The sequence below is a fragment of the Saccharopolyspora antiqui genome, assembly GCF_052246905.1.
Classification (GTDB): Bacteria; Actinomycetota; Actinomycetes; order Mycobacteriales; family Pseudonocardiaceae; genus Saccharopolyspora.
In genome coordinates this window covers 254182-271766 of sequence record NZ_JBQQBO010000002.1, presented here as the reverse complement: position 1 = coordinate 271766, position 17585 = coordinate 254182, and the positions used below count along the sequence as shown (strand labels likewise).

Here is a 17585-nt window from a genome sequence, read left to right as displayed (position 1 = left end):
GCTACGCATAATCGAGCCATGAAGCCGCTAGAGACGGTGGACCGCGCGCTGCAACTGCTGCAGGCCTTCGACCGCGACCACCGGGAACTGTCCGTCGGCGAGCTCGCCGAGGCGCTGCAGGTGCACCACAGCAACGCATCCCGACTCGCGGGCACGCTCGCACTGCGCGGCTTCCTGGAGCGGACCACCGGCAGCGAGCGCTACCGGGTCGGCCCGGAACTGCGCCGCCTCGGCATGCTCGGCTTCCTCGACCACGATCTGGTCACCGAGGCCCGCGAGATCATGACCGCGCTGGTCGCGAAGGTCGGCGAGACCGTCGCACTGTCCACACTGGATGGTGACCAGGCCGTGGACATCGCCGAGTCGCCCGGTCGGCACGTGATCGGCGCACGGCAGTGGATCGGTCGCCGCTATCCGCTGCACGCCACCTCCGACGGCAAGGTGTTCCTCGCCTTCGCCGCGCCGCAGCGGCCGAACCCCCTGGAAGCGCTCACCGAACGCACCATCACCGACCCGGATGCGCTCGGCGACGAGATCGACGAGGTCCGCCGCCGCGGCTGGGCCATCGCCCGATCCGAACTCGAAACCGGGATGTGCGGTGTCGCCGCACCGGTTTTCGGACCGGGCGCGCGCTGCGTCGCGGCGCTCAACATCACCGGCCCGGAATACCGGTTGCCCGACGCGGCCCTGCACGAACTCGGCCGGACCTGCCGCGCGGCGGCCGACGACCTCAGCGCCCGCCTGGGCTTCAGCGGCTGATCGACGCCCGTTCTCGCAACAACGGCCAGCCCGCATCGGCGCGGGATTTCTCGCCCGAAAACCGCATACCCGACACGGGTATTGGGCCGGGCGTCCGAACTTGCCTCAGCGAACGGCCGCTTTTCGCGTTGCCAGGGCACCGAATTCGACCCGAACTCGTTAGGTCGTCGAATCTTGTTCCAATGTTGGGAGACGCAATGCGGATGCGGGCCCTGATCACCGCTGGATTGGTCGGCTTGTCGGTTCTCGCGACCCAGGCGGCCGCGAGCGGACAGACCGCCGACGACCCGCTCAGTGCCAAGCAGTGGGGGCTCACGCAGATCCGCGCCCCCGAGGCCTGGGCGACGAGCACCGGGGCGGGCCAGATCATCGCGGTGGTGGACACCGGCGTCGACCTGGGACACCCGGACCTGGCATCAAAACTGGTGCCGGGGGCGACCTTCGTCGGCTGCGGCACGCAACCGGCACCGTGCGGCAACGGTGACTGGCGTGGCGTCGACGGCGTCGGCCAGCCATCTGACAGCCACGGCACGCACGTCGCGGGCATCGCGGCGGCGGTCGCGGGCAACGGCATCGGCATCGCCGGGGTCGCACCGAGCGCGCGGATCATGCCGATCAAGGCGCTGGAGAACGGTTCCGGCACCATGGCCGACATCGGCGCGGGGATCCGCTACGCGGCCGACCACGGTGCGAACGTGGTGAACCTCAGCCTCGGCGCGACACCCGGAACGCAAGTGCTGACGCTGCTCGGGCTGACCGCCGAGACGAAGGACGCCATCGCCTACGCGCGCGAGCGGGGGGTCGTCGTGGTGGCCTCGGCGGGCAACGAAACCGCGCCGCTGTGCGACACCCCGTCGTGGGAGGCGGGCGCGCTGTGCGTCGTCGCGACGGATCCCGACGAACTGCACTCCGTTTACTCCAACCTCGGCATCAAGCTGGACACCAAGGTGGTTGCCGCGCCCGGCGGTTCGTCCCTGCAGGGCTGCGACGCCGATGTCTGGTCGACGGTCCCGCGCGGTGTCGGTTCACCCGAATGCGGACAGGGCGACTACGACGCGTTCGCCGGAACTTCGATGGCCGCTCCGCAAGTGGCGGGCGTCGCGGCGTTACTCGGTGCACAGGGCCGCAACGCCGACGGCGTGGAGCAAGCACTGATGCGCAGCGCCCGCACGCCCGTGCTGGAACTTCGCGGGGTCTTCACCCCGCTGTACGGCTACGGCGTCGTCGATGCCGCCGCGGCCGTCCAACAACCGCTGTGACCAGGCATTGATCGGTCGTGAGTGGTGCCGCTGGTGCCCGCCAGTATTACCACTCACGACCCGCAGCGGATCGGACTAAGGCAGAAAAGGTGCAAAATTCCTCGACCGCGCGTCCGAATCTGGGGACAATGATCAGTGCACCGCGTAACCGCGCGGGGTACGGACCGATCCGGGAGCGTGGCCGATGGACCTTTCGAAGTTGTTCAAGATGGTGTCGCCAGCGAAGCACCACTCGCACGGGCACTCCAGCAGTGGCCACCGCCGTCGGCATTCCAGCAGCGGACACCGCCGCCGACACGACAGCAGCAGCGGCCACGGCTACCGTCGGCACCGCTCGCGCAGCAGCAGCGGCGGCTACTACCGGCGTCGCAGCCACAGCTGATCGCGCGCAAATCGGCTCTGTTCGGTGTTGATCGACTCGTTGAGCTCCTACTACTACGGCGAACCGGACCAGGACTGGGGACCTCCGGGACCGCCGCTGAAACCAGGTGAATCGTTGGCACCCGGATACCGGGTCGTCGACCACCTGCGCCGCGGCAGTCGGCTCGACGTCTACGACGTGTGGAGCGAGCAGCGCGCCTGCCGCTGCATCGCCAAGACGGTCCGGCCGGAACGTGCCGCGGACGAGCGTGCGGTGGGCTGGCTGCGCAACGAAGGTGTGCTGCTGACCCAGTTCACGCATCCGCATCTGGTGCGCGGCTACGAGATCGTGCAGACCGAACAACCGGTGCGCCCGGCGGTGATCACCGAGACGCTGCCTGGTCACACGCTGAGCTACCTGATCGAGCAGCTCGGTCGGCTGCGGCCGATCGACACCGCGGTGTTGGGCATCCAGCTGTGTTCGGTGCTGGTCTACCTGCATCGTCGCGGCTGGGTGCACCTCGACGTGAAACCGTCCAATGTGGTCGAGATCGGTGGCCGCGCGGTGCTGCTCGACCTGAGCTTGGCCTGCCGCATCGGCGAGCAAAGCTCGGCCGGGACCTTCGACTACCTCTCGCCGGAGCAGGCCAACGGCGGTGAGATGACCCCGGCGGTCGACACCTGGGGGCTCGGCATCACGTTGTACGAGGCCCTGTCCGGCACCACGCCGTGGGCAGATGTGTCGCACCGGGAACGCAGCGCGGGCGGCACCCGCTACTACCCGCAGCGGGACAACACCGCGGCACCGCTGCGCACCCATCGGCGGTTGCCAGCCGCGTTGTCCCGGACGGTCGACGCATGTCTCGCCCCGGATCCGTCGGCACGTCCGACCGTCGAAGAGGTCTCGGCCCGCCTGATCGCCTGGTCCGGCATGAACCCGGAAACCATCGGCACCTGACCACGCACCCAGCGAAGCCCGCGATCATCCCATCAGTGCGAGGTGAAGGGCACCTGTCACCAACTTATTTGGTAAAAGGTGCCCTTCACCTCGAAGAACGATCTTCAGCGCTTGCGGCGGAAGGCGATTGCGAAGGCGATGAGCGCGGTGGCGAGCGCGAGTTGGCCGCCCCAGACGATTCGGTTGACGTTGACCGCCGGGTGCCAGCCGACCTCGCCGTCGGCGGAGATCGAGAACGCACCGACCGGGCGGGAGACCACGCCGAGGCCGCGACCATCGTCACCCGGACGGCCCCGACGACCGCCGCCGACCCGGATGCTGGCCACCGGCACCAGCGTGGTGTCGCCCTGCTGGACGGGTTCGCCGAAGACCTGGTGCTTGCCCAGCCGTTCGGCCAGCGTCTCCAGGATGTCCGCGCGATCGGACTGTTCTCCCATGATCATCCCCTCTGCGGCGGCGCCGAAACCCGACGTTAGCCGCTCCCACCGCACCGCGCGTACGGTTCCCCGGCACCGGGGACCCGCCGTCGCAGGAGAAGGGGCGATTTCTCGCGAAATCACCACCCTCGCCCCACGGGTAGCGGCGATTTCTCGCGAAATCGCCCACACCCGGGGTCAGAAGCGGATGACCTGGCGCATGGCTCGGCCAGCGGAGAGTTCGTCCATCGCGTAGTTGATCTCGTCCAGGTCGATCTTGCCCGACACCAGCTGGTCGATCGGCAGCCTGCCCGCCCGCCACAGGTCCGCGTACTCCGGGATGTCCTGCGCGGGCAGACCGGATCCGAGGAACGACCCGATGATGGTGCGCGTCTCGCTCACCAGCGCCAACGGCGAGATGCTGCTGCGCGCCTCCGGCGAGGCCAAGCCGACCGACACGGTCCGCCCGCCGGGTGCCGTCACCGAGACGGCCGTCTCGAACGCCTTCGCGTTGCCGCTCGCCTCGACGACCACCGACGTCTTGTGCCCCGACTCGGTTGCCTCGTCCGGCGTCAACGCCTTCGCCGCACCGAGCTCAAGACCGCGAGACCGCTTGCCCGGCAACGGATCGATGACCGTCACGCTCCCGGCGCCGCGGGCGAGCGCGACGAGCACCGCCGCCATGCCGACCCCACCGACGCCGACCACCGTGACGTCCTCGCCCGGTTCGAGCCGGGCCGCGTTCTTCACCGCACCGCCACCGGTCAGCACCGCGCAGCCGAGCAGCGCGCCGATCTCCGGCGGCACGTCGTCGGCGATCGGCACCACGGAGTGGCGGTCCACCACCGCGTGCGTGGCGAATCCGGAAACGCCGCAGTGGTGGTGCACCTCCCGGTCGTCCCAGTGCAGGCGGCGCGCACCGGAGAGCAGCGTGCCCGCGCCGTTGGCCGCCCAGCCCGGTGAGCACAGCTGACGCCCGCCCGCGCGGCACGCGTCGCATTCTTCGCACCGGGGCACGAAGTACAGCACCACCCGCTGCCCCTCGGCGAGATCCGCGACCCCGGCACCCACCTTGGTGATCCGGCCGCAGGCCTCGTGCCCGAGCAGCATCGGCACCGGTCTCGGCCGATTTCCGTCCACAACGGACAGATCGGAGTGGCAGACCCCGGCCGCCTCCAACCGCACCAGCAGCTCACCAGGCCCCGGCTCGTCGAGGTCGAGCTCGGTGACGGCTAGCGGTTGGGACTGCTGCCACGGCCCCGGCCGACCGCACTCCTGCAGCACCGCACCCCTGATCTTCATCACCACACTCCTTCACCAGCGGATTCATGCACATCTGCTCATGCCGAACGGACCTTGTCCAGTGGGCCGCCCACCATGCGAGAACCCTGGCGATCCCCGTGAACCTTCTTCGGACCTCATGCGGACGCCCACACCACCCGATCGAGCCAATTCGCACAGGTGAAGGGCACCTTTGACCGACTATGCCGGTCAAAGGTGCCCTTCACCGTTCACTCGAACGTGGTCAGAGGCGGCCGAGCTTGCGGAGCTCCGCCTCGGACAGGCCGGTCAGCTGCTTGACCTCGTCGGCGTCGGTGCCGCCGTTGTCCAGCGCCCGCACGAAGGACGCCGCCAGCGCCCGCGCGGTCGCGGGCTCGTCCAGCACCGCGCCGCCGGTGGCCGACACGTACGCCGACAGCCGCGCGGCTTCGGCCGGGGCCGAGTCGCGAAAGGCCGCGAACACCGCCGCGTACCTGGTCACCAGCTGCGCCGGGTGCATGTCCCAACCCTGGTAGAAGCCGTGCTCCAGCGAGCGGCGGGTCAGCTCGTAGTGGGTTCGCCAGCCGAGGTGCACCTGATCGCCGACCGGGAGCACGTTCGTCGAACCGTCCGACAGGAACACCCCGGTTCCGGCCGCCGACACCTGCATCGCGTGCCGCGCGAAATCGCAGGCGCGGTGCGCGAGGTGCTGGTGCGCGGCGGTCAGCCCGCAGCTGGCGGTGTAGTCGTAGGTGCCGAAGTGCAGCCCGGTGACCCGGCCACCGCCGGCCCGCAGGAACAGCGGCAGCGCGAACCGCCCTCGCGAATCCACGATGGACTGGGTGGTCTCCACCTGGATCTCGAAGCGCAACGACCGCTCCGGCAAGCCCAACTGCTGCTCGAAGAGCTCCAGCAACTCGACGAACACCTCGACCTGCGCGACGTCGACGACCTTCGGGAAGGTGAGCACGAACCCGCCGGGCAGGCTGCCCCACTGCTGCAACAGCGCGGTGAGGAAGACGTCGAGCGTGCGCACCGAACGGTCCCGCAACTCGGGGGTGTCGAAGGATTTGACCCGCAGGCCGAAGTTCGCCGGTTCCGCACCGTCGCGCAGCCACCCGGCGATCACCCCGGCGGTGCGCTCGGCGTCGGCGTCCTCGACGTCGTCGCCGGGAGCGCCGTAGCCGTCTTCGAAGTCGATGCGCAGGTCCTCGACCGCAGCGCTGCCCAGCTTCGCCCGCACCCGCGGGTGCACGGCCTGCGCGATCTGGGCGTCCAGCCCGAGGATTTCGACGAAGTCCGCGGGCCGGGCCGCGTCCCGGTCGAGCGCGGCCAGCGCCTCCCGCCCCCACTGCCGCACCGTTTCGGCGTCGACCTTGTTCGCTGGCACGTAGCAGGTGTGCACCGGCTGCCGAGCCGCCCTCGCCCCCGGGTACACCCGGGCGATGTGTTCGTCCACTGCGGACAGACGGGCGAGCCGCCGGGCGATCTCGGCGGATTCCAGCGAAGTTCTGGCCACTTGCGCTCCCTTCGAAAGGCCCGCACGCCTGCCGGGGCGAACCCGGCAGGCGCACCGGTTGGTCAGTCGATCTGCTCGTAGGCGGGCAGCGTCAGGAAGTCGACGAACTCGTCGGCCACCGCCACCTGCTCGAACAGCTCGATCGCCCGGCCCAGGTCGTCGGCCGGGAAACCGTCTTCGGCCCGCAACTGCTTCTCGGTGTCCGCCAGCACCTCGCGGACCAGATCTCCGGTAACCCGCTCGCCACCGGCCAGCACCACGTCGTTGTGCAGCCACTGCCAGATCTGCGACCGCGAGATCTCGGCGGTCGCGGCGTCCTCCATGAGGTTGTGGATCGCGGCCGCGCCGTTGCCGCCCAGCCACGAAGCGATGTAGCGGACGCCGACGTCGACCGCGGCGCGCAGGCCCTCGATGGTCTTCTCACCAGGCGTGTCGGCCACCGCGAGCAGCTGGTCGGCGGTCACCGAGACCTCGTCGCGGGTGCGGTCGATCTGGTTGGGCTTGTCGCCCAGCACCGCGTCGAACTCCTCGAAGCAGATCCGCACCAGACCGGGGTGGGCGACCCAGGAGCCGTCGAAGCCGTCACCGGCCTCGCGCCTCTTGTCGTCGTGCACCTTGGCCATCGCCGCCTCGTTGGTGGCCGGGTCCTTGGTCGGGATGAACGCGGCCATGCCACCGATGGCGAACGCACCGCGCTTGTGGCAGGTGCGCACCAGCAGTTCGGTGTAGGCGCGCATGAACGGCGCGGTCATGGTGACGGAGTTGCGGTCCGGCAGGATGTACTGGTCGGAGTCGCGGAAGGTCTTGATCACGCTGAACAGGTAGTCCCAGCGACCGGCGTTGAGGCCCGCGGAGTGGTCGCGCAGTTCGTAGAGGATCTCCTCCATCTCGAACGCGGCCGGGTAGGTCTCGATCAGCACCGTGGCGCGCACCGTGCCGTGCGGAATGCCGAGCTCCTGCTGGGCGTCGGTGAACACGTCGTTCCACAGCCGCGCTTCGAGGTGGCTTTCCATCTTGGGCAGGTAGAAGTACGGCCCGCTGCCGCGGCTGACCAGCTCCTGGGCGTTGTGGAAGAAGTGCAGGCCGAAGTCGACCAGCGCACCGACGGTCTGCTCACCGTCGACGAGCAGGTGCTTCTCGTTGAGGTGCCAGCCGCGCGGGCGGACCAGCGGGACGGCGTGCTTGATGTCGTCGCGCAGCTTGTAGTGCTTGCCTTCGGGCGTGGTCAGCTCGATCTGCTTGCGCACCAGGTCGCGGAGGTTGACCTGGCCGGAGACCACGTTGTGCCAGTGCGGGGTGTTGGCATCTTCCAAGTCGGCCAGCCAGATGCGCGCACCGGAGTTCAGCGCGTTGATCGCCATCTTGCGGTCGGTCGGGCCGGTGATCTCGACGCGGCGGTCGGCGATGTCGGCGGGCGGCTCGACCACCCGCCACTCGCCCTCGCGGATGTGCCGGGTCTCGTCGAGGAAGTCCAGTCGCCCCTTGCGGGCGGCCTCCGCGCGGCGCTGCGCGCGGCGGGCCAGCAGTTCGTCGCGCCGTGCGCCGAAGGCGCGCTGCAGGCCGGCGACGAATTCCAGCGCCTCCTTGGTGAGGATTTCGTCGCCGCGCTCAACGGCGCGGCCAAGCACCTGCACTCCTGCTGCCGAATCGGACATGAGAGGTCCACCTCTTTCTGCTGCCGGGTTCAGACGGTGGCTGATGGCCCACCTTGCCGCGTGGCGAGCCGCCGCGCACCCGACGGCGCGCGACGCCCGCTCCGCTAGCGGTACGCCCGTTATGTATTCTGCATCGTGGATGTTAGTTTCCGTATAGCGTTCGAAGCAACATGAGCTGGCGCACCCGCCACGGACTAGACTTCGGCTCAAGCCAAGGGTGTGAGAAGGAGTTCTGCGATGACCACTGGCCCGCAGCGGGCGAACCAACGCGGAGGGGTGCAGTCGGTCGAGCGCACCTTCGAACTCCTAGAGCTGATGGCCGATGCGGGTGGTGAAGTCGCGCTGTCCGAGCTCGCCGAGAAATCCGGCTTGCCGCTACCGACCATCCACCGGATCATCCGCACCCTGGTGAGCAGCGGCTACGCCCGCCAACAACCGTCCCGGCGCTACGCGCTCGGGCCTCGGCTGATCCGCCTCGGCGAGACCGCCAGCCGGGCGCTCGGCTCGTGGGCCCGGCCCTACCTGGCCGAGCTCACCGAGGCCACCGGCGAGACCTCCAACATGGCGGTGCTCGACGGGGAGCAGATCGTCTACGTCGCGCAGGTTCCCTCGCAGCACTCCATGCGGATGTTCACCGAGGTCGGCAGGCGGGTTGACGCACATGCCACGGCGGTCGGCAAGGCCGTCATGGCGAACCTGCCCTCGGATGCGGTGGCGCAGATGCTCACCCGTGCCGGGATGCGGCCGCAGACCGAACGCACCATCACCACCGTCGAGACGATGCAGGAGGAACTCGGCCGGGTCCGGCAGCAGGGCTATGCGCTGGACGACGGCGAGCAGGAGGTCGGCGTGCGCTGCTACGCCGTGGCGGTGCCGGGCGCGCCTGCGGGCGCGGCGATCTCCATCAGCGGCCCGGAGGGTCGGATGACCCGGATCTCCACCGACGAGGTCATCCCGCTGATGCAACGCCTGGCCCACGACCTGTCCGCCGAACTGAGCGTCAGCAACACCGCCTGACACCTTCGCTCGGTCCCGACCGGCGGGAATGAGTGCCGCTTCGAGAAGGTTGGGGACGGTGTCCGCAAACGGAGAGGAGTTGGCCGGTGGGTGTCCCGGTGGGTATCGACGTGCAGCGGTTGGTGGCGTTCAGCAGTGATCCGCGCGGCGGGAATCCCGCCGGAGTGGTGCTCGATCCAGCGGGGTCGAGCGATTCCGACATGCTGCGGATCGCCGCCGATGTCGGGTATTCCGAGACCGCGTTCGTGTTCAACCGCGGCAACCGCGAGTACGACATCCGTTACTTCAGCCCGAAGGCCGAGGTGCCCTTCTGCGGGCACGCCACCATTGCGACGGCCGTCGCCCTGGCCGAACGCGACGGAACCGGCCAGATCGAACTGCGCACCCAGGCCGGACTGGTCACCGTGGACACCCAGGTCGACGACTCCGGACGGCACACCGCGACCCTGACCAGCGTTGCGACCTCGATCGCGGCCGCCGAACCGGGCGCCGTCGACGAGGCTCTCGCCGCGCTCCGCTGGACCGCTGCCGACCTCGACCCGGACCTGCCGCCCCGAGTCGCCTACGGCGGCGCGCACCACCTCGTCCTAGGACTGTCCACAAGAGACACGTTGGCCGCGCTGTCCTACGATTTCGACCGGTTGGCCAAGCTGATGTCCGAACAGGACTGGACGACGCTGCAGCTGATCTGGCGCGCGGGTCCCGACGTGTTCCACGCCCGCAACCCGTTTCCGCCGGGCGGCGTGGTGGAGGACCCGGCGACCGGCGCCGCAGCCGCCGCGTTCGGCGGCTACCTCAAGCACCTCGGCCTGATCACCGCACCGGCGACCTTCCGCATCCACCAGGGCGATGACCTGGGCCGTCCCAGCATCCTCGACGTCGGGGTTTCCGCACCTGATGATCGGATCCGCGTCACCGGCACCGCCACCCGCATCGAGCCCTGAACATCGGGACGCTCACGACGGCTGGCGGAGCCGCTTGCGGCGGATCCACCACACGGCCAGCGCGATCAGCGCGGCGATGGTGAGCAGCGGCAGTCCCGCGAGCCCCACGACGGTCTGCACCCGCTCGTACGCGGCGCCCGACCAAGCGCCCAGCAGCACCAACGTGGTCGCCCACGCGGCGGCCACCGGGACGTTGCAGATCGTGAACCGCAGGTGAGTCATCTCGCAGCGACCGGCGAGCCGGGGGACCAGCGTCCGCACCACGGCGAAGCACTGCGACACCACCACGGTCACCTCGGCTCGTCCGTCCAATGCGGACTCCAAGCGGGCGAACCGCTGCTCACCCAGCCGCTTGACCAGGTGCCGCCGCAGCAAACCATCATGTCGACCGCGGAAATAACCGTGCTGGCAACCGGAAGCCGTCGCGAGGAAAGCGCCCACCGCAGCCACCCACACCTCCACGACCCCGTGCCCGGCCAGCCAACCGAGCGCCAGGACCGTGCCCGAACCCGGCAGGAAAACCCCGATCAGCAGGCCGGATTCGGCGAACAACAACGCGACCGCGGCCACCAGCGCGACCGGACCGGGGATCCCGGCCAGGAAGTCCGTCACCGGGCGAGGGCTTCGACGAGCCGCGCACCCCAGGTTTCGCCGTACGGCTGCACGGTGATCTCGCGGACGTCGTCTTCCCGACGGCGGATCCGCAGCAGCAGATAGGCATCGGCGAGCCGCTCGGCGAGGCCCTCGCCCCATTCCACGACGACCGCGGCGTCCGTCAGATCGGTGTCCAGGTCCAGGTCGTCGATCTCGTCCAACCCGGCCAGCCGGTAGGCGTCGACGTGCACCAGCGCCGGGCCGTCACCGGATTCCGGCCGGTGCACCCGAGCGATCACGAACGTCGGCGACGTCACCGCCCCGGTAACCCCCATGCCCGCCGCGATCCCGCGCGCCAGCACGGTCTTGCCCGCGCCGAGCGGCCCGTCCAGCAGCACGAGGTCACCCGCGCGCAGCACGGCCCCCAGCCGTCGGCCGAAATCGAGCGTGTCGGACTCCTGCGGCAGTTCGACGGTCTGCAGTGCGGAGCTCAACTTCCGGTCACCTCCCCGGTCTTCTCCCCGACCGCGCGGCGCAGCAGCGCGCTCAGCTGCTCGGTGACCAGCTCGGGCTGCTCCAGCATCACCGGATGTCCAGCGCCTTCGGCCCGGACCAACGTCGCGTTCGGCAGTTCCGCGGCGAGCACCTCGGCATGCGGCGAGAACGGGGTGACCCGGTCGGCGTCGCCGCTGAGCACCAGCACCTCGCAGGACCGCAGCGCGGCCAGCGCGGTCTTGCGGTCGTGCAAGTTGATCGTCTCCAGGAAATCGGTGACCACCTCGACGGTGGTGGCACCGATCATGTCGGCCATCAGATCCACCACCGACGGCGAGATCTCCCGGTCCCCGAACGACAGGTTGCGAACCAGGTTCCAGGTCAACCGATCACCGATCTTGCGGGTGCGTTCCACCAGGTCGGGCTGGAGGTCCGAGAGCAGCGCGAGCCCACGCGGCACCGGATTGGCGCGCGACAGCCAAGGCCGGGGCAACCCCGACGCGCCGACCGCACCGGCGGAGGTGCTGATCAGCGCGACCGCGCGGACCCGGTCGCGGAACAGCGCCGGGCGCTGCTCGGCGAGCGCCATGATCGCCATCCCACCCATCGAATGCCCGATGAGCGCGATCGGTCCCTTGCGCGCCATCGCGCGCAGCACCGCGTCCAGATCTCGACCGAGCTGCTCGATCGTGCTGTTGCGCTTGGAGGAATGACCGGAACGACCGTGGCTGCGCTGGTCGAAGACCACCAGCCGAACCTTCGGATCGGTCAGCCCCGGCAGGTCGCGGCGTTGGAAGTGCCAGCAGCGGGAGTCCAGCGCGAAACCGTGCACCAGCACCACGGTCAGCTCCGGCTCGCCGCCATCAGCGGGCTGGATCTCCTGCACCGACAGCGGAACCCCGTCGTCGGCGGCCACAGTGGACTGCCGGTCCGGCCGGAGCCTGCCGAACGGTTCGTCGGCGTACGGGTCGTCGACCTTGCGCTGCGCGGCGACCCGCGAACTGTGCGCGGCGACGCCGACCGCGGCGCCGGTGATCGCGGCACCCAGCACCCCGCTGGTCCAGGCCAACGCCTGCCAAACCGGTTTCACGACGTCTCCACGAGAATCGGAGCCGGGCGGCTCTCCCGAGCGCACGGGACGAATTTGTCGCTCATGACGCCTCCGCACCTACGACGGTACGCGTCACCCGCGGGCGGTACATGCCGGTGACGATCTCGTAGTGGATCGTGCCGATTTCCTCGGCCCACTCCGCGGCCGTCGGTTCGCCCCGGTCGCCCGGCCCGAACAGCAACACCTCGTCGCCTTCGCCGATCCGGTCGTCGCCGCAGTCCACCACCAGCTGGTCCATGCACACCCGGCCGACCACCGGCCGCCGCTGTCCGGCCAGCCACACCGACATCCGACCGGAGAGGGTGCGCGGCACGCCGTCGGCGTAACCCACCGGCACCAACGCGAGGTTGGTGGACCGCTTAGCCGTCCAGGTATGGCCGTAGGAGACGCTTTCGCCCGCCCCGACGCGCTTGGTCAACGCCACCGAGGAGCGGAACGTCATCGCCGGTCGCAGGTCGTGATCCCCGTGCTGCGGAACGGGATCCAGGCCGTAGACCGCGATGCCCGGCCGCACCAGCTCGAAGTGCAGATCGGGACGGGTCAGCACGGCCGCCGAGTTGGCGAGGTGCCGGATCGGGTTCAGCCCGGCCGTCCGCGCCTGCTGGTAGGCCCGGTGGAAGCGCTCGGCTTGCCGGTCGATCGAGGGGTGGTCCAGCTCGTCGGCGCACGCCAGGTGCGACCACACCGCCACGACCTCGACGTGCCCGTCGGCCTCGGCCTTCGCGGCGGCCTCCACCAGCGCGGGCCACAGCTCGGCCGGACAGCCGTTGCGGCACAGCCCGGTGTCGATCTTGAGGTGCACCCGGACGACGCGGTCCTGCTGCTTCGCCGCAGCGGCCATCCGGTGCAGGCTGGCCTGCGAAGACGCGGACAGTTCGATGCCCGCCGCGACAGCTGGGGCGAAGTCGTCGCCTTCGGCGTGCAGCCAGCACAGCAGCGGGGCGTCGACGCCCCGGGCGCGCAATCGCAGGGCTTCGTCGAGCGAGGCGACACCCAGGCAATCCGCACCCGAATCGAGTGCCGCACGGGCGACCGTCAACGCACCGTGCCCGTAGCCGTCGGCCTTCACGATGACCATCGTGCGGGCGCCCGAACCGCGGGCACGCGCCGAGAGCACCCGCACGTTGTGGCGGATCGCACCGACGTCGATGCGCAGGTCGGCGCGATGCGTGGGCTGGTCACTCATGGCAGGGCCATGTTCCCACATCACCCCGGCCCCCTTTCGCTCCAGCCCAGGTCACCCGACCGAACCGCACCGGTCCAACCCCATGCGCACGCTCCGCGACGACGCTGCCGCGCCGATTCCGCGAGAAATCGCCCATCCCCGGAGTGCGAGAACCGCGACGCTCCGTTACCAATCCGGGTCATCAATCCGGGTCACCCGGGTGATGTCAATTTCTCGCGAAGTTGTCCCGTCCGGGCAGCGCCGCTTCGCGAACCGCTCGGATGGCGGCCGGGACCGCCGCGAGCAGGGCGGACGCTCCGATCGGAGCACCCAACTCGGCCGCGGTGGGACCGAGCCCGCCACGCGCGGCGAGTTCGGCGGCCATGGCGTGAACGTGAGCGGCGTATCCGCAGGCCAGCCACGGATCCAGCCCGCTGGCCAGGAGTGCGCCGATCAGGCCGGTGAGCACATCGCCGGAGCCTGCCGTGGCCGGCCAGGCGTGCCGGGCGTCGTTGACGAGCACCCGACCGTCCGGCGCGGCGACGATGGTGGTGTTGCCCTTGAGCAGCACCACGGCGTCGAAGCGGGCGGCGACCTCCCGCGCCGCGGCGACCCGGTCCGCACCGAGCTCCTGGCGGTACAGCCGAGCGAACTCGCCCGAATGCGGTGTCAGCACCAGCGGCGCGTCCGGGTCCCGCGCATCCCACAGCGTCGCGTCGCCCGCGAGCAGCGTGATCGAGTCGGCATCCGCGCACACCGGTCGACCGGATTCCAGCACGTGCTGCAGCACCTCGCGCCCGCTGGCACCGAGACCGATCCCCGGCCCCACCGCCCACGCCTGCACCCGCCCCGCATCGGTGACCGAGCCGGTCGCCACCACCTCCGGCCAGCGCGATCGCACCACGTCGGCGGCCGGACCCGCGTACCGCACCATCCCGGCGGTCGCCTGCACGGCAGCGCCGCTGGCGAGCACCGCCGCACCGGGGTAGGTCGCCGATCCGGCGGCCACACCGACCACACCTTGGGTGTACTTGTCGTCGGTCGGCCCGGGCACCGGCCAGCCGGCGCCGATCTCGGCGGCTTGCAGCAGGTAGAGCTCGGGATCGGGGAGGTCGCCCGCCAACCCGATGTCGATCACCTCGACATCGCCGGAGTGCACGGCGCCCGCGCCCAACACGTGGCACGGCTTGCGCCCGCCGAAGGTCACCGTGAGATCCGCCAGCACCGCCGGGCCCTCGACCACGCCGGTGACCGGATCGACGCCGCTGGGCAGGTCGACGGCGATGATCGGCACGGTCACCCGGCGCACCAGTTCCGCCGCCGTCGGCCGCAGCGCGCCGCGCGCCGACAGACCCACGATCCCGTCGATCACCGCGTCGGCGCGCTCCACCGCGTCCGCGGCCTCGGCCCCGATCCCCGCGGTGTCCGGGCTCGGCCCTTCGGCCGGTACCGCACGCCCCCCGGCGCGGCGCAACGCGGCGAGGCCTGCGGGGTGCGCCTTGTCCGGGGCGAGCAGCACCGCCGTGACGCCGACTCCGCGGCGCCGGAGGAACGCCCCCGCCCACAGCGCGTCGCCGCCGTTGTTGCCCGCCCCGACGAGCAGCGCGACGCGGCGACCGGCCACGCCGCCGGTGAATTCGGCGAGCACCCGCGCGGTGTGGACCGAGACGGCGTACGCGGCGCGGCGCATCACGGTCGGTTCGGGGGTCCGGGCGAACAACCGCTGCTCAGCGCCGCGGATCTGCTCCGGCGTCCAAACTCCGTGCATCGCGTCCTCCCTCGGAGCTTTCTTCGAATTGGCTTTGCTTCGCGGTGCGGGTGGCGGAACCCCAGACGCCGTCTCGCTCCGCCGATCCCCAACATCATGTATGTCCGATACACCACGTCGAGGCAGGCCTCCCAGCGAACGCCAGTGGCCAGAGTCTGAGAACCCGCGGCGGCGCAAGCGGCTGCGCCGCCGCAAAGACCACGAACAGGCACCCAGAACCTGGCCGGTTTGTTCCGCACAGTCTGCCCGCCGCGCCGCACCGGTGATCGGCGCCATCCCGCGCCGGGCCCGACGCGCCCGCAGGCGGCAGCCCGACGAACCGTCACCTTCCCCCGTCTGGAGTACGAGTGAGGGGCACCCGTGACCCAGTTACTTGGTCACAGGTGCCCCTCACCTGGGAAAATTCACTCGACGGTGACGGATTTGGCGAGGTTTCGGGGTTTGTCGACGTCGTAGCCGCGGGCTCGGGCGATCTCCGCTGCCAGCACCTGCAACGGGACCGTGGACACCAGCGGCTGCAGCAGGGTCGGCACCGCCGGGATGGTGACCAGCTCATCGGCGAACGGGCGGACCTCTTCGTCGCCCTCCTCGGCGATGACGATGGTCCGCGCGCCGCGGGCCTGGATCTCGCGGATGTTGGAGACCATCTTGGCGTGCAGCAGCGCCCGCCCGGTGGGCGAAGGCATGACCACGACCACCGGCAGGTCGTCCTCGATCAGCGCGATCGGCCCGTGCTTGAGCTCACCGGCGGCGAAGCCCTCGGCGTGCATGTAGGCGAGTTCCTTGAGCTTGAGCGCGCCCTCCAGCGCCACCGGGTACCCGACGTGCCGCCCGAGGAACAGCACCGCCTTGGCATCGGCCATCTCCCGACCCAGCCGCCGCACCTGCTCCACTGTGGACAACGTCTGGCGGACCGCCTCGGGCATCGCGGCCAGCTCCGCGAACTCCCGCGCCACCTCGTCGGAGTACTTCGTGCCGCGCGCCTGCGCCAGGGCCAGTCCGACCAGGTAGTTCGCCGCGATCTGGGCCAGGAACGTCTTGGTCGCCGCGACTCCGATCTCCGGTCCGGCGTGGGTGTAGAGCACCGCATCGGATTCGCGCGGGATCTGCGCGCCGTTGGTGTTGCAGATCGCCAGCACCCGCGCCCGCTGGGTGCGCGCGTGCCGCACCGCTTCCAGGGTGTCGGCGGTCTCGCCGGACTGCGAGATCGCCACCACCAGCGTGTCCCGCCCCAGCACCGGGTCGCGGTACCGGAACTCGCTGGCCAGCTCCACCTCCACCGGCACCCGGCACCAGTGCTCGATGGCGTACTTGGCGAGCAACCCGGAGTGGTACGCGGTGCCGCAGGCGACCACGAAGACCTTGTCGACATCACGCAGGTCCTGCTCGGTGATCCGGAGCTCGTCGAGCACGATGCCACCGTCGGCGAAGTGGCCGCGCAGCGTGTTCTCCAGCGCTTCGGGCTGCTCGTCGATCTCCTTGAGCATGAAGTAGTCGTGGCCGCCCTTCTCCGCCGCCGACAGGTCCCAGTCGACGCTGAACGGCTTGGCCTCGACGTCCTCGGCGTTGAAGTCGGTCACCCGGTAGCCGTCCCGGGTGATGGTGACCACCTGGTCCTGGCCTAGTTCCACGGCGTTGCGGGTGTGCTCGATGAACGCGGCGACGTCCGAGGCGACGAAGTGCTCGCCCTCGCCGACCCCGACGACCAGCGGAGACGACCGCCGGGCGGCAACGATCTTGCCGGGCTCGGCGGCGTGCGTGACGACGAGCGTGAAGGCACCTTCCAGGCGGCGGGCCACCGCGCACACGCTGGCGGTCAGATCACCGGCGGTCGGACCGCTGGTGTAGGCGGCGGCGACCAGGTGCGCCGCGGTTTCGGTGTCGGTGTCGCTGGCCATCTCGATGCCCGCCGCCTCCAGTTCGGCGCGCAGCGCGGCGAAGTTCTCGATGATGCCGTTGTGCACCACCGCGACCTGCCCGCTGGCGTCGCGGTGCGGGTGGGCGTTGCGGTCGGTCGGCGCCCCGTGCGTCGCCCACCGGGTGTGCCCCATGCCGCTGTGACCGAGGAACTCGTCGCCATCGGACTCGGCGAGCCGCTTCTCCAAGTTGGACAGCGCACCGGCGGCGCGCTGCACCGCGAGGCTGCCCGCGCCGTCGAGCAGCGCGACCCCCGCCGAGTCGTAACCCCGGTACTCAAGTCGCCGAAGTCCGCCCAGCACCACGTCGAGCGCCTGGCGATGTCCTACGTAACCCACGATGCCGCACACCCGGAACAGCGTAGCTACTCCACATGGTCTGAACCTGT

At 70.3% G+C, this 17585-nt stretch carries 16 protein-coding genes; 6 read left to right on the top strand and 10 right to left on the bottom strand.

Annotation, left to right across the window (positions count from 1 at the left end; genetic code table 11):
* Positions 1–18 precede the first annotated feature (18 nt).
* From ACTWQN_RS05805 to ACTWQN_RS05790, 4 genes are all read left to right on the top strand, one after another.
* Positions 19–759: an IclR family transcriptional regulator gene (locus tag ACTWQN_RS05805; RefSeq protein WP_443202267.1), complete on the top strand. Its 741-nt coding sequence runs from the start codon at positions 19–21 to the stop codon at positions 757–759.
* 182 nt (positions 760–941) lie between these two features.
* Positions 942–2018 carry a S8 family serine peptidase gene (locus ACTWQN_RS05800; RefSeq protein ID WP_443202266.1) on the top strand — a complete coding sequence of 359 codons (1077 nt, stop codon included), beginning with the start codon at positions 942–944 and terminating at the stop codon, positions 2016–2018.
* 184 nt (positions 2019–2202) lie between these two features.
* Positions 2203–2400 carry a hypothetical protein gene (locus ACTWQN_RS05795; protein ID WP_443202265.1) on the top strand — a complete coding sequence of 66 codons (198 nt, stop codon included), beginning with the start codon at positions 2203–2205 and terminating at the stop codon, positions 2398–2400.
* Positions 2401–2424: 24 nt separating this feature from the next.
* Positions 2425–3336 (top strand): serine/threonine-protein kinase, encoded by a 912-nt coding sequence (locus tag ACTWQN_RS05790; protein ID WP_443202264.1) that lies wholly within the window; start codon positions 2425–2427, stop codon positions 3334–3336.
* 104 nt (positions 3337–3440) lie between these two features.
* On the opposite strand, the gene ACTWQN_RS05785 is transcribed toward ACTWQN_RS05790, so the two are convergent.
* The 4 genes from ACTWQN_RS05785 to aceB all read right to left on the bottom strand — a co-directional run bounded on the left by ACTWQN_RS05785 (position 3441) and on the right by aceB (position 8186).
* Positions 3441–3773, bottom strand: a complete 333-nt coding sequence (locus ACTWQN_RS05785) for a hypothetical protein (protein WP_443202263.1) — start codon at positions 3771–3773, stop codon at positions 3441–3443.
* Between the two features lie 177 nt (positions 3774–3950).
* Positions 3951–5054: an alcohol dehydrogenase catalytic domain-containing protein gene (locus ACTWQN_RS05780; RefSeq protein ID WP_443202262.1), complete on the bottom strand. Its 1104-nt coding sequence runs from the start codon at positions 5052–5054 to the stop codon at positions 3951–3953.
* A 223-nt stretch (positions 5055–5277) separates the two neighbouring features.
* Positions 5278–6531, bottom strand: a complete 1254-nt coding sequence (locus ACTWQN_RS05775; RefSeq protein WP_443202261.1) for a DUF6986 family protein — start codon at positions 6529–6531, stop codon at positions 5278–5280.
* Between the two features lie 62 nt (positions 6532–6593).
* Positions 6594–8186, bottom strand: coding sequence for a malate synthase A (gene aceB, locus ACTWQN_RS05770; RefSeq protein WP_443202260.1), 1593 nt, complete (start codon positions 8184–8186; stop codon positions 6594–6596).
* Positions 8187–8423: 237 nt separating this feature from the next.
* On the opposite strand from aceB, the gene ACTWQN_RS05765 reads away from it, so the two are divergent.
* Positions 8424–9203, top strand: coding sequence for an IclR family transcriptional regulator (locus ACTWQN_RS05765; protein ID WP_443202259.1), 780 nt, complete (start codon positions 8424–8426; stop codon positions 9201–9203).
* A gap of 86 nt (positions 9204–9289) precedes the next feature.
* Complete coding sequence (locus tag ACTWQN_RS05760; RefSeq protein ID WP_443202258.1) at positions 9290–10147, top strand: PhzF family phenazine biosynthesis protein; 858 nt, start codon at positions 9290–9292, stop codon at positions 10145–10147.
* Between the two features lie 12 nt (positions 10148–10159).
* On the opposite strand, the gene ACTWQN_RS05755 is transcribed toward ACTWQN_RS05760, so the two are convergent.
* The 6 genes from ACTWQN_RS05755 to glmS form a co-directional block, all read right to left on the bottom strand.
* Positions 10160–10759, bottom strand: a complete 600-nt coding sequence (locus tag ACTWQN_RS05755) for a DedA family protein (protein ID WP_443202257.1) — start codon at positions 10757–10759, stop codon at positions 10160–10162.
* Positions 10756–11235 carry a tRNA (adenosine(37)-N6)-threonylcarbamoyltransferase complex ATPase subunit type 1 TsaE gene (tsaE, locus tag ACTWQN_RS05750; protein WP_443202256.1) on the bottom strand — a complete coding sequence of 160 codons (480 nt, stop codon included), beginning with the start codon at positions 11233–11235 and terminating at the stop codon, positions 10756–10758. Before tsaE ends, ACTWQN_RS05755 begins: the two co-directional genes overlap by 4 nt.
* Positions 11232–12326 (bottom strand): alpha/beta fold hydrolase, encoded by a 1095-nt coding sequence (locus ACTWQN_RS05745; RefSeq protein WP_443202255.1) that lies wholly within the window; start codon positions 12324–12326, stop codon positions 11232–11234. The genes tsaE and ACTWQN_RS05745 overlap by 4 nt, the downstream gene beginning before the upstream one ends.
* 61 nt (positions 12327–12387) lie before the next feature.
* Positions 12388–13533 carry an alanine racemase gene (gene alr / locus ACTWQN_RS05740; protein ID WP_443202254.1) on the bottom strand — a complete coding sequence of 382 codons (1146 nt, stop codon included), beginning with the start codon at positions 13531–13533 and terminating at the stop codon, positions 12388–12390.
* A 205-nt stretch (positions 13534–13738) separates the two neighbouring features.
* Positions 13739–15280, bottom strand: a complete 1542-nt coding sequence (locus ACTWQN_RS05735; RefSeq protein WP_443202253.1) for an NAD(P)H-hydrate dehydratase — start codon at positions 15278–15280, stop codon at positions 13739–13741.
* Between the two features lie 404 nt (positions 15281–15684).
* Positions 15685–17547: a glutamine--fructose-6-phosphate transaminase (isomerizing) gene (glmS, locus tag ACTWQN_RS05730; protein ID WP_443202252.1), complete on the bottom strand. Its 1863-nt coding sequence runs from the start codon at positions 17545–17547 to the stop codon at positions 15685–15687.
* Positions 17548–17585 lie beyond the last annotated feature (38 nt).